The organism is Flavobacterium sp. P1_E4, assembly GCF_056405915.1.
The window spans coordinates 229,609-242,056 of sequence record NZ_JBFUBE010000002.1 but is presented as its reverse complement, the minus strand read 5'-3'; the positions used below and the strand labels follow the sequence as shown (position 1 = coordinate 242,056).

Sequence of the window (12,448 nt, the reverse complement as noted above, 5' to 3'; positions counted from 1 at the left end):
AGCCATTCAATTAAGAATGGCTTTTTAAAATTATTTAGATAATAGATTACAATTTACCTTCGTATATTGAACCTATGTGTCTAATTTCAGTTCTTCTGTTCAATGCTCTACCTTCTTTAGTTTTGTTAGTAGCAACTGGTTTAGATGAACCGTAACCAGCTGAAGTTAAGTTAGCAGGGTTAACACCTTTTTCAATTAATTTATCCATAACAACTTTAGCTCTAGCCTCAGAAAGTTTTTGGTTTAATTTAGCACTACCAGTGTTATCTGTGTGACCTTCGATAGCAAATTTAGCGTTAGGGTAGTTTTTAAGGATTTCTTTGATTGCTTCCAATCTTCCATCTGTAGCTCCTTTATCAGCAGTCTCTAGTACAGCTTTACCAGTTACGAAGTAAACTGCTCTAGCTTGTACTTTAAGCTCTTGTAATACTTGTTCAGTTACTTCTGGACATCCTTTGTTACTAGCAGGACCAGCTACTGTAGGACAAGCATCATCTTTATCTAATACACCATCTTTATCAGCATCCAAATCAGGACATCCACCATTTGAAGCTGGACCAGCTACTGTAGGACATTTGTCTGAAGCATCAGTAACACCGTCACCATCTGTATCAGGACAACCTTGGAATTGTTTCAATCCAGCTACTGAAGGACAAGCATCATCAGGATCTGCTACACCGTCTCCGTCTGTATCAGGACATCCGTTAAATTCAGCTGGACCAGCAACAGTAGGACATTTATCTTTTGAATCTTCGATACCATCAGCGTCTGTATCAGGACAACCGTTGAATTGTTTCAAACCAGCAACTTCTGGACAAGCATCATCTTTATCATAGATTCCGTCTCCATCAGTATCTTTAGCTCCAAACTTGAAAGTTAAACCAGCAGAATATTGAGTGTAAGAAGGTGCATCTGGAGTACCAATTGCACCTGGATAATTTCTGTCTCCGAAAGATTTTTTGTATGTACCTAGTAAAGAAAGACCTACATTTTCAGTAAACCAGAAATTCACTCCAATTCCAGGGTTTACAGTTCCGTAACTCTCATCACCTAGGAAAGTATAACCTCCACCAACACTTAATGTAGGCTCAACTACTTTAGATTTGATTAATTCCATAAAACTGTAAGTAACCGTTGCGTCAACACCATAGTACATCAAATCTCCTGGATTTACTGCTACGTAATCATTAGGTCCATTCCAAGTTTTCCCAGCAACAGGTATAACAAATTTATCAATTTGGTTGATAGATCCCGTAAGTCCTACAATAAAACCACTTCCTACGTATCTTGAAACGTTGATGTAAGAAACTGAAGGTAGAATGTTCCAGTTATCACTTACCATAAAAGGTTGGTCAAAATGACTCATAAAGTCTTCGCCAGCACTAGATCTGTAGTCAATCGCGTTTACTCCAAAACCGATAGCCCATTTATTGTTACTGTCCTGTGCTTGAGAGCTTAACCCCATCACCATCGTTACAGCAACTAAAAGTTTGTTAAGATGTTTCATACTTGTTATTTTTAATTACAATTAGTTAATTTGAAACAAAAGTAGGACGATTTTCTGTAACAACAAAATAAAATGTTAAATAAAACACTTCGTAAACACAAAATTTAACAATTATATTACAGCAAGTCTCTTACCTACAGTCACAAAAGCATCAATTGCTTTATCTAAATGTTCTTTTGAATGTCCCGCAGATAATTGGACTCTTATTCTAGCTTTGTCTTTAGGCACCACTGGAAAAAAGAAACCTATGACATAAACTCCTTCTTTTAAAAGTTCATTAGCCATATTTTGAGCTAATTTTGCATCATAAAGCATCACTGGAACTATAGCCGAATCACCTTCTACTATATCAAAGCCTGCTTTTTTCATTCCTTCTTTAAAGTAATTGGTATTCCATTCCAATTGATCTCTAAGTGTAGTATCCTTTTCTAACAACTCAAATACCTTGATTGATGCTCCCACAATAGCCGGAGCGAGTGAATTTGAAAACAAATAAGGTCTAGAACGTTGACGTAACAACTCTATTATTTCTTTTTTGGCAGTTGTATAACCTCCCATAGCACCTCCTAAAGCTTTTCCTAAGGTGCCAGTAATAATATCGACACGCCCCATTACTCCTTTAGCTTCCAGAGTTCCTTTTCCAGTTGCACCAATGAATCCTGCTGCGTGACATTCATCAACCATAACCAATGCATCGTACTTATCGGCTAGATTACAGATTTTATCTAAAGGTGCCACAACTCCATCCATAGAAAAAACACCATCTGTAACTATTATTTTAAAACGAGCTCCCGCTTCATTAGCTTTAATCAATTGCTGTTCCAAATCTTCCATATTGCTATTCTCATAACGATAACGAGCAGCTTTACACAAACGCACTCCATCTATTATAGATGCATGATTCAAACTATCCGATATAATAGCATCATTTTCTCCAAACAAAGGCTCAAACACACCTCCATTAGCATCAAAAGCCGCAGCATATAATATAGTATCTTCTGTTCCATAAAAATCGGCTATCTTTTTTTCCAATGTTTTATGAATATCCTGTGTTCCACAAATAAAACGTACCGATGACATCCCGAAACCATGAGTATCCATTGCATCTTTCGCAGCTTGAACTACTTCAGGATGTGACGACAATCCTAAATAATTATTAGCACAAAAATTTAAAACTGTTTCTCCTGTCGAAATGGTAATTTCTGCTCCTTGGGCAGAAGTTATAATTCTTTCTTTTTTAAAAATTCCGTTTTCTTCAATAGTTTGAAGCTCTGATTGTAAGTGTTGTTGAATTTTACCGTACATTTTATTAGATTTTAAATCTTAAAGTTTAAAGACAGATAAGCCATAAACTTCGCTATTTGACAATTATTTATTTTTCTACAAATGTACTACATCGATTTCGACTCCTATGTACACAAGTGCTTTTTTTAATACTTTGAATCCCATTTTCTCAATAGCCATTTGATAATTTTCCAATTGATACTTATATTTTGGATTAGGAAGACCCGTTTTATAGTCCAATAAAAAAACTTCTTTGGCTTTATTAATTACAATTCGATCCGGTTTAACAGTACCTCCTTCTTTTTGAATGATTGTTTTTTCATTCAAAACTTCATTTCCTTCAGCAAAATGTTCTACTAAATCTTGATGATTTACTATTTCAATAATTGCATTATAAACAATGTCTTTTTGAAGTATTGTAATCAATCCGTTTTCAATCGCTTTGTTAATTGCCAATTCCACATCTCCTTTTGTTGCTATAAATGAAAGTATTTCATGTATCACATTACCAAACTCAATAGCTTCCAATTGATGTGTACCCCACATCAATGCTTCTCTTTGTGCAATTTTTATGTTTTTTGGATTCAGCATCTCCGAAACAACAGGAATATTTTTGGAAGTATCAATGTGTTTGGATTTTTCAGATAATTTAGTTTGATGTCCAAATTTATATTCGAGTTGGTTTTCATCATAAACCCCTTGCTGTATTAAATATTTTATAAAAAATGAAGCCATATTACTTGGATATTCCCCATCTTTTCTTGGTTTAATATTTTGAGAAATGACATACAGCTGCTCTTCAGCCCTGGTTAAAGCCACATACAATACATTAATGTTATCCAACAATTCTTCCTGCTTTTTTAGGTTATAAACTGTAGAAGCTTCTTCTCCAAATTCTTCAATTGCACTACTGTTGTCAACTAGCACTTTTGGCATATCAAAATCTTGTTTTTCCGAGTTAAGCCATAATTTATCTTTCGGTTTTCTATTATAATCTTCTTCGGCAAAAGGCATTATTACAACTGGAAATTCTAGTCCTTTTGATTTATGGATGGTCATTATACGAACAGCATTTGTGCCTTCTGGAGAAGGAATGCTGAACTTCTCAGCGTTTTTATCCCAATAATTCAGAAAATCTGAAATTCCCGCCTGATTACGAACATCGCGTTCGAGAACTATGTCAAGGAAATATTGAACATAAGCCGTTGCTGACGATTGCATCTCTTTATTTTCATTAGTTTTCAAAAACTTCGAAATGATAATCTCAACAGCTTCGTACAATGATTTTTTTCTAATGTTTTGAAAAGAAAGTTCTATGTTACAGTTTTCAAGCCATTTTTCGAAAGTTCCTTCCTCTTTCAATTCCATTCCTTTGGCTATAAAATCATGAACAGGTAATTCATCTTGTTTATTTTGTGCCAAATATTGCAAAAAGTTGGCCTTTGACTCCAAATCCGAACTATTCTTCAAATATTTTAAAATGTGAATAATCAATCGGACTTCGGTTGCATTTTGAATCATCAATGTTTCAGAGGACAAAAGCGGAATGCTTTGCTCTGTTAAATAATTGGCAACAGCAATTCCCTGGCTTCTTTTTCGAGTCAGAATCACAATGTCTTTGTATTCAAAACCTTCTTTTACAACTTTCTGAATAGTGTTTAATGTAGCCAAAACATACAAATCCGTTTTGTCTAAAGTCTCTTCATCTTCTTCTGAAGATTCAATTTCCGGCAAAAAAGAAATATTCACATAACCGCCTACTTTATTATTTATCTTCTGGCGACTATGGTTTTCGTATAAATCCTTATAATCTGCATTACTAAATTCATTGGACAATAATTGAAAAAAGTCATTATTGAACTCAATTACTTGAGAATAACTTCTATAATTTTTATCTAAATGTTCTAGTTTTTTTTCCGGATTGCTGAATGGATTTTGATCTTTACTCAACTCAATAAACTGCTCCGCCTTACCGCCACGCCAACGGTAAATGGATTGTTTTGGATCGCCAACAATCATTAAAGTTCCTTTTTGCCCCGAATCGTCTTGACCAGAAAGCGCATTATCAATAAGCGGAATCAGATTTTGCCATTGCATTTCGGAGGTATCCTGAAATTCGTCAATAAAAAAGTGACGGTAACGCTCCCCTAATCGCTCATATATAAAAGGAGCGGGCTGATTTTGAATCTCGCGGTGAATAATCGCATTGAACTCGGTTATCGAAAGTACATTTTGTTCGTTTTGAATTTTTGCCAATTCATTACTAACTGTATTTAATAACGATAAAGGAGTGATGTTTTTCAAAAAGGCTTTATAGAAATTTCTCTTTTCGAAGTTTTTATAAATATCTGAAAGACTTTTCAATAAATCGGGAATGATGTTTTCTATTAATGCACGGTCTTTTGCCGTTTTATTGATGGCAATATCGTCGAACTCGCGAAACATCTTGTTTTTGGGATTAAATTTTCCATCAGCTATACTTTGAAGATGATTAGGAAAAGTTCCTCTTGAAAATGATTTTAAATCAATTACATTTTTATCAACTAGCAATAATAGTTCACTGGCAAGGCTTGCATTTTCTTTTTCCAAATCTTTACAGACTTGAACTAATTTTTCTTTTACGGCTATAAAGTCACTGATCGATTTATCATGAAAATGAGTAATCTCATTTCGGTTATTTTCATTCAGTACTAATTTTCCCGTTTCCAAAATTTCACGCGAGATATCCCAAGATTTATCATCATCGGTTTTTTCCATCGTGAAATCGATGAGCAATTTAGTCAAAGTTTCATCTTCTCCCGCTTGCGCAATAATGGCATCAACCGCTTCGATTAGCAGATTTTCGGTATCTAGAGTCACCTCGAAAGTCATAGGTAATCCTAAATCATGCGCAAAAGCACGAATTACCTTGTGTGTAAATTTGTCAATCGTGGATATATCAAAAGCAGCATAATTATGAATAATATGCTTGATTATTTGCTGAGACTTGGTTTTAATCTGAATTATCGAAAGTCCAGTATCTAATGATATGTCCTGCATTAAATCCGATGCTTTGGAATTAGGTTCGTCTTTGGCAAATTCGGATAAACTGCCTACGATTCGGCTTTTCATTTCATGCACCGCTTTGTTGGTAAACGTTATAGCCAGAATATTTCGGTAAGCATCATTCTTGTTAGCCGTGAGGATTATCTTCAGGTATTCTTTTACAAGAGCATACGTTTTTCCAGAACCTGCAGAGGCATCGTATATGGCGAAAGAAGGTCTTTCCATTTGGATTTTAGATTTTTGATTAACGATTTTAGATTTCTGATTTACACGAATGTTCTTGAAATCCTGAATGCCTTAGCCCTGATAGAAGCGGTATCCTTTTTCTTGCTCCTTTAGCAAGAAAAAGATACAAGCGGATAGCAGGAAATAGCTCCTAATTACTCGGATTTAAACAATCAGAATTGTATTATCATTTTATTTGATGAAATTATAACGAAATAGAATTTTCAATTCCAAAGTTAAATGTTTAATTTTGAATAAATATTTATAAATCATTAAACAACTATATTATGGCTTTTGAATTACCACAATTACCTTATGCGTATGACGCATTAGAACCTCATATTGATGCTCGTACAATGGAAATTCACCATTCAAAGCACCACAATGCTTATACAACAAATTTGAATGCAGCTATCGCTGGAACTGATTTGGAGGGAAAAACTATTGAGAATATCTTAATTAACCTTGATAAAACTAATGCTGCGGTTCGCAATAATGGTGGTGGGTTCTACAATCACAATTTGTTTTGGACTGTTATGTCTCCAAACGGTGGTGGATTGCCAACTGGGGAATTGTTAGCTGCTATCGAAAGTTCTTTTGGGACTTTTGAAGAATTTAAAGCAAAATTTGCTAAAGCTGGTGCAACACAATTTGGTTCTGGATGGGCTTGGTTATGTGTACAAAAAGGTGGTAAACTTGACGTTTGCGGAACTCCTAATCAAGATAATCCATTAATGCCGGAAGTAGGTTGTGGTGGAACTCCAATTTTAGGAATGGATGTTTGGGAACATGCTTATTACTTGCATTACCAAAACAGAAGACCAGACTATATTGAAGCTTTTTTCAATGTAATTAACTGGACAGAAGTATCTAGACGTTTTGCTTTAGAGAAATAAGAAGAACGATAATAAATCCATACATTATAGACGAATAGACTGAAAAGTTTATTCGTCTATTTTTTTGACCTATACTTTTCCTATTCTCTCAATTCTGTTTTGTTTTATGGGACTTTATTCCAATAAAAAAGGTGAAATGTTACTTTCACCCTTTTTGCCCCAAATCTACCATAAACTTAACCTACTAAAAATTATGGTAGTCAAATATACGTTGAAATAAACTGTTTTTATACTATTTCCGATGAATGCCCTAAATACTCGTTGAATTGATAATTTATTGATTATCAATTAATTAAATATAACTTTATTCCAATAAAAAAGGTGAAATATTACTTTCACCCTTTTTGCCCCAAATCTACCATAAACTTAACCTACTAAAATTATGGTAATCAAATATACGTCGATAATCACCTTATTGAAAATATTTTCGATGAATGTCGAAAATATACGACCATCAACTAATTTATTGATTTTCAGAATATTTGACTTGTTATTTTACTCTTAATTTATTATTAAAAAGCAAAATTTGATTTTATTCCAATAAAAAAGGCGAAATGTTACTTTCGCCCTTTTTGCCCCAAATCTACCATAAACTTAACCTACTAAAAATTATGGTAGTCAAATATACTTTTACATTTCTTCCTTTTAAAATAAATTCGATAAATATCCAAAATACTCGATTATTGACTAATTTATTGATTTACAGAATATTTAATATTTTTTAAACAAACTATTTCTCTGACAAACTTATGCTATATGACCTAAAACTTGACTTTATTCCAATAAAAAAGGTGAAATGTTACTTTCACCCTTTTTGCCCCAAATCTACCATAAACTTAACCTACTAAAATTATGGTAGGCAAATATACTTTGAGTTTTATAACTTTGAAAATAAAGTCGATAAAACACATACAAACCCGTTTATCTGCAATATTAATTAATATGCTCTTGCATCTTTACCTTCATAAAAATTCATAAAAGCCCTGTTAACCACACGATTACCTCCTGGAGTAGGATAATCACCAGTAAAATACCAATCTCCTAAATTTTTTGGACAAGCAACATGCAAATCTTCAACAGTTTGAAAGATAATTTTTACTTCTGCGTTAATTTCAGGTGAACTTAGCATTTCGGCAATTTTATCTGAAATCTCTTGAGGAGCAAATGGTTCGTATATAGCTGTAACATAATTTACAACATCATTGTCGTGATAATTTTCCTGAGCTTTACACTTAGTATAAACATCATCAACGATATGGTACAAGTTTCTTTCTTTCAACAGCTCCAATGCTGCTCTAAAAGCAACAAGTCCTTCCAGTTTTGCCATATCAATTCCATAACAATCTGGAAACCTTATTTGCGGTGCTGACGAAACAATTACAATTCTCTTTGGATTCAAACGATCCATCATTTTGATAATACTCATTTTAAGAGTTGTCCCTCTTACTATACTATCATCAATTATTACAAGGTTGTCTGTTGGTTTTATTACTCCATAAGTCACATCATAAACGTGAGCCACCAAATCGTCTCTACTACTGTCTTCGGTAATAAAGGTTCTAAGCTTAGCGTCTTTAATAGCTACTTTTTCAGTTCTAATTTTTACAGAAAGTAATTCTTCTAAAGAGTCTACTGTTAATGTGTCTTTATTTTCAAGAATAAAATTTTTCTTTCTTTGATTTAAAAAGTCTTGAGCAGCTTCCACCAATCCGTAGAAAGAAGTTTCTGCTGTATTTGGAATATAGGAGAAAACCGTATTATCAGTATCATTATCAATAGACTCTAATACTGCCGGCAAAATAAGCTTTCCTAAATTCTTTCTTTCCTGATAGATTTCGGCATCACTACCTCTTGAAAAATAAATACGCTCAAATGAACATGCTTTTTTAACAGTTGGAGTAAGAATCTCTTTCATAGAAACATCTCCATTTTTCTTTATGATTAATGCACTTCCTGGATCAATTTCTTTTACTTTATCGAAAGGAATATTAAAAACCGTTTGTATTACAGGTCTTTCAGATGCTACGACAACAATTTCATCATCTTGATAGAAATAAGCAGGACGAATTCCTGCTGGGTCTCTGAAAACAAATGCATCTCCATGACCCAATAAACCGGCCATAGCATATCCACCATCAAGATTTTTTGCTGAACGTGAAAGTATTTTTGCAATATCTAAACGATCTGCAATAACTGGTGAAGCTTCTCTTTTAGAATAACCCTCAGCTTTGCAATCTTGGTACAACTGCATCACTTCTTTATCTAAAAAATGACCAATTTTTTCCATTACCGTAACTGTATCGGCCATTTCTTTTGGATGCTGCCCCAATTCAACTAGATTCTCAAAAAGTTCTTTAACATTGGTCATGTTAAAATTCCCTGCCAAAATCAAGTTTCTGTGCATCCAATTGCTTTGACGCAAAAATGGGTGAACACTTTCGATACTGTTTTTACCAAAAGTTCCATAACGAACGTGTCCTAAAAACAATTCACCTATATAAGGAATATTAGCTTTTAATTCTGACATATCATCCGCGTATTCTGGATGGGCTGTCATTTCTTCGTTTATTCTATCATTTATTTGTTTGAAAACATCTTGAATCGGTTGCGCATGATTGGAACGTACGCGACTGATGTATCTCTCCCCAGGCTCCACATCCATTTTGATACTTGCAAAACCGGCACCATCTTGACCTCGATTGTGCTGCTTCTCCATCATCAAATACATTTTTTGGATACCATAGAAAGCAGTTCCGTACTTTTCTTTATAGAATTCAAGGGGTTTTAAAAGTCTAACTAAAGCTATTCCACATTCGTGTTTTAAAGCGTCGCTCATTGTTTTATTGTTTGTAGTTATTGGTATTTAATGATGTTTCAATTCTTATTATTCTAATCAAATACGATGCAAATTCGTACTCTTTCTTATAAATATTGACTGTACTAATTAAAAAAAGCCTCATATAGAGGCTTAAGAACTTTATAATTCTATTTCAAACTGGGTCAGAGACTTGAACTGTTTCAATCTTGAGACCACTTCTTCTTTATCTAAATCAACCATTCGTTCCGTTCCAAATTTCTCTACACTGAAAGAAGCTAAATTAGAACCATGGATTATTGCATTTTTCATATTGTCGAAAGAAACATTTTCGCTCTGTGTAATAAATCCTGAAAAACCACCAGCAAAAGTATCTCCTGCTCCTGTTGGATCAAAAACCTCTTCTAACGGTAATGCCGGAGCAAAGAAAATTTCTTCACCATGAAACAATAAAGCCCCATGCTCTCCTTTTTTGATTACCACATATTTTGGTCCCATTTCGTGAATTTTTGCAGCTGCCTTTACCAAAGAATATTCTCCTGAAAGCTGACGTGCTTCTTCATCATTTATTGCAATAACATCTACTCTTTTGATGATTGCCAATAATTCTGGTAAAGCACAATCCATCCAAAAGTTCATGGTATCCAAAACCACTAATTTTGGTTTTGTTTCCATTTGGTCCAAAACACTGCTTTGTACTAATGGATGCAAGTTACCCAACATCACAATTTCGGCATTTTTATAGTCTTGAGGAACTTTAGGTTGAAAATCGGCCAGTACATTAAGTTCTGTAACCAAAGTATCTCTTGAATTTAAATCGTTGTGGTATAATCCGCTCCAGAAAAAAGTTTTACCTCCTTTAACAACTTCGATACCTGAAATATCAATATTTCTATCTGTCAACAAGTCTAGATATTCTTGCGGAAAATCGTCACCAACTACAGAAACTATAGCTGATTGAACATTAAAAAAAGAAGCTGATAACCCTATATATGTTGCTGCTCCTCCTAAAATTTTATCTGTCTTTCCAAAAGGAGTTTCAATTGCGTCGAAAGCTACTGTTCCAACAATCAATAATTTATTCATTAGGTGTGTTTCGAATTAGGGTGCAAAGATAGTCCATAAGTTGCAATATTGCAAAGGGTCAGACTATCAAAGTTTTCATAAAAATTTACCTTCTTCTTTTTCATAAAAAGCATCAATAGATAGTTGCTTTTGCATGGAAGCCATAACCGCCAATTCGTCGCATCTTTCGTTTTGGACATGGTTATTATGCCCTTTAATCCACTTGAAATCCACTTTATGTTTTCTATAGATAACTAAGAAGCGCTTCCATAAGTCGGGATTTTTTTTTCCTGCAAAACCTTTCTTCTCCCAACCAAAAACCCATTTTTTTTGTACAGCATCCACAACATACTTTGAATCAGAAATTACCAAAACAGCTGTATTTTCTTTTTTTAATTTTTCTAAACCCACAATAACACCTAGCAATTCCATTCGGTTATTGGTTGTATATCTAAAGCCCTCGTAAAATTCTTTTTTATAAGGTTTGCCCACCCATTCCATGACCACTCCATAGCCACCATTTCCAGGATTGCCTTTGGCAGCACCATCCGTATATATATGTACGTCGTATTCCAAAGTATAGAATTAGAGATTAGAAGTTAGAAGCTTTTCAATAATCACAGGAAAATATTCTTGTTCCAGTGCATGGATTTTCACTGCTACCGATTCTGGGGTATCACCTTCTGAAAGAGCTACACTTTCTTGAAATATAATATTACCTTCATCATAGTTTTCATTTACATAATGAATGGTAATCCCTGTTTCTTTTTCATTATTTTCGACTACAGCTTTATGGATATGCATACCATACATCCCCTTTCCACCAAATTTTGGTAATAGTGCCGGATGTATATTTATTATGCAATTTGGATAAGCTTCAATCAAATTTTCGGGAAATTTTAGTAAAAAGCCAGCCAAGACTATCAAATCAGGTTGAAAATCATTAACTTTTTGTAATGTTTTTCCTAAATTTAATTCTTCTTTTGAAAAAATAACGGTCGGAACAGCCAATTTTTTTGCTTTATCAAGGACTGTTGCATTCGAATTATTTGAAAAAACCGCCACTACGGTTCCAGTAGATCTATTGCCAAAATATTTTATAATATTTTCAGCGTTAGTCCCCGATCCAGAAGCAAATATCAGTATTCTTTTCATAATTCGTTTTTTTAAATTTATGCAAAAAAAGGAATAAAAAACGAAAATAAATAGATTTAAGAAATCTTTGTTGAAATAAATTTTATAAATTAGTACACACATTTATTCACTAAATAGTTGTTTTAAAATAAAGTTGTTTTATTTTTGCCAACAAATTAAATTCTAAAATTAAAAGATTATGTCAGACATTGCATCAAGAGTAAAAGCGATTATCGTAGACAAATTAGGTGTTGACGAAAACGAAGTTGTAACAGAAGCAAGCTTCACTAATGATTTGGGAGCTGACTCATTAGACACTGTTGAGCTTATTATGGAATTCGAAAAAGAATTTGATATCCAAATTCCAGACGATCAAGCAGAAAACATCGCTACTGTAGGTCAAGCTATCTCTTACATCGAGGAAGCTAAAAAATAATAATGACACACCCGATTTCTAAAATTTTAAAGTTTTAAGAA

General features: G+C 33.7%; 9 protein-coding genes. 2 read left to right on the top strand and 7 right to left on the bottom strand.

Annotated features, from left to right (window positions below):
* Positions 1–46 precede the first annotated feature (46 nt).
* The 3 genes from AC1DY0_RS02835 to AC1DY0_RS02825 form a co-directional block, all read right to left on the bottom strand.
* Positions 47–1,507: a thrombospondin type 3 repeat-containing protein gene (locus AC1DY0_RS02835; RefSeq protein WP_477187163.1), complete on the bottom strand. Its 1,461-nt coding sequence runs from the start codon at positions 1,505–1,507 to the stop codon at positions 47–49.
* Between the two features lie 111 nt (positions 1,508–1,618).
* Positions 1,619–2,812: a glycine C-acetyltransferase gene (gene kbl / locus AC1DY0_RS02830; protein WP_477187162.1), complete on the bottom strand. Its 1,194-nt coding sequence runs from the start codon at positions 2,810–2,812 to the stop codon at positions 1,619–1,621.
* A 75-nt stretch (positions 2,813–2,887) separates the two neighbouring features.
* On the bottom strand, positions 2,888–6,061 hold the full coding sequence (locus AC1DY0_RS02825; RefSeq protein ID WP_477187161.1) for a UvrD-helicase domain-containing protein: 3,174 nt from the start codon (positions 6,059–6,061) through the stop codon (positions 2,888–2,890).
* A 287-nt stretch (positions 6,062–6,348) separates the two neighbouring features.
* Between AC1DY0_RS02825 and AC1DY0_RS02820 the strand changes: the two genes are divergently transcribed.
* Positions 6,349–6,957: a superoxide dismutase gene (locus AC1DY0_RS02820; protein ID WP_326398913.1), complete on the top strand. Its 609-nt coding sequence runs from the start codon at positions 6,349–6,351 to the stop codon at positions 6,955–6,957.
* Between the two features lie 937 nt (positions 6,958–7,894).
* Here AC1DY0_RS02820 and AC1DY0_RS02815 read toward each other — a convergent pair.
* The 4 genes from AC1DY0_RS02815 to purN form a co-directional block, all read right to left on the bottom strand.
* A complete protein-coding gene (locus AC1DY0_RS02815; protein WP_477187160.1) occupies positions 7,895–9,793 on the bottom strand; it encodes an amidophosphoribosyltransferase in 1,899 nt (632 codons plus the stop codon).
* Between the two features lie 141 nt (positions 9,794–9,934).
* On the bottom strand, positions 9,935–10,858 hold the full coding sequence (locus tag AC1DY0_RS02810) for a PfkB family carbohydrate kinase (protein ID WP_477187159.1): 924 nt from the start codon (positions 10,856–10,858) through the stop codon (positions 9,935–9,937).
* A gap of 75 nt (positions 10,859–10,933) precedes the next feature.
* Positions 10,934–11,413, bottom strand: coding sequence for a ribonuclease HI (gene rnhA, locus AC1DY0_RS02805; protein ID WP_477187158.1), 480 nt, complete (start codon positions 11,411–11,413; stop codon positions 10,934–10,936).
* A 9-nt stretch (positions 11,414–11,422) separates the two neighbouring features.
* Positions 11,423–11,992: a phosphoribosylglycinamide formyltransferase gene (gene purN, locus AC1DY0_RS02800; protein WP_477187157.1), complete on the bottom strand. Its 570-nt coding sequence runs from the start codon at positions 11,990–11,992 to the stop codon at positions 11,423–11,425.
* Positions 11,993–12,170: 178 nt separating this feature from the next.
* On the opposite strand from purN, the gene AC1DY0_RS02795 reads away from it, so the two are divergent.
* Positions 12,171–12,407: an acyl carrier protein gene (locus tag AC1DY0_RS02795; RefSeq protein WP_007137004.1), complete on the top strand. Its 237-nt coding sequence runs from the start codon at positions 12,171–12,173 to the stop codon at positions 12,405–12,407.
* Positions 12,408–12,448 lie beyond the last annotated feature (41 nt).

Excerpts from the sequence above, each read along its gene's own strand:
- AC1DY0_RS02820 (WP_326398913.1), top strand. The coding sequence starts at position 6,349 with ATGGCTTTTGAATTACCACAATTACCTTATGCGTATGACGCATTAGAA.
- AC1DY0_RS02815 (WP_477187160.1), bottom strand. The coding sequence starts at position 9,793 with ATGAGCGACGCTTTAAAACACGAATGTGGAATAGCTTTAGTTAGACTT.
- AC1DY0_RS02810 (WP_477187159.1), bottom strand. The coding sequence starts at position 10,858 with ATGAATAAATTATTGATTGTTGGAACAGTAGCTTTCGACGCAATTGAA.
- kbl (WP_477187162.1), bottom strand. The coding sequence starts at position 2,812 with ATGTACGGTAAAATTCAACAACACTTACAATCAGAGCTTCAAACTATT.
- AC1DY0_RS02835 (WP_477187163.1), bottom strand. The coding sequence starts at position 1,507 with ATGAAACATCTTAACAAACTTTTAGTTGCTGTAACGATGGTGATGGGG.
- AC1DY0_RS02795 (WP_007137004.1), top strand. The coding sequence starts at position 12,171 with ATGTCAGACATTGCATCAAGAGTAAAAGCGATTATCGTAGACAAATTA.
- AC1DY0_RS02825 (WP_477187161.1), bottom strand. The coding sequence starts at position 6,061 with ATGGAAAGACCTTCTTTCGCCATATACGATGCCTCTGCAGGTTCTGGA.
- purN (WP_477187157.1), bottom strand. The coding sequence starts at position 11,992 with ATGAAAAGAATACTGATATTTGCTTCTGGATCGGGGACTAACGCTGAA.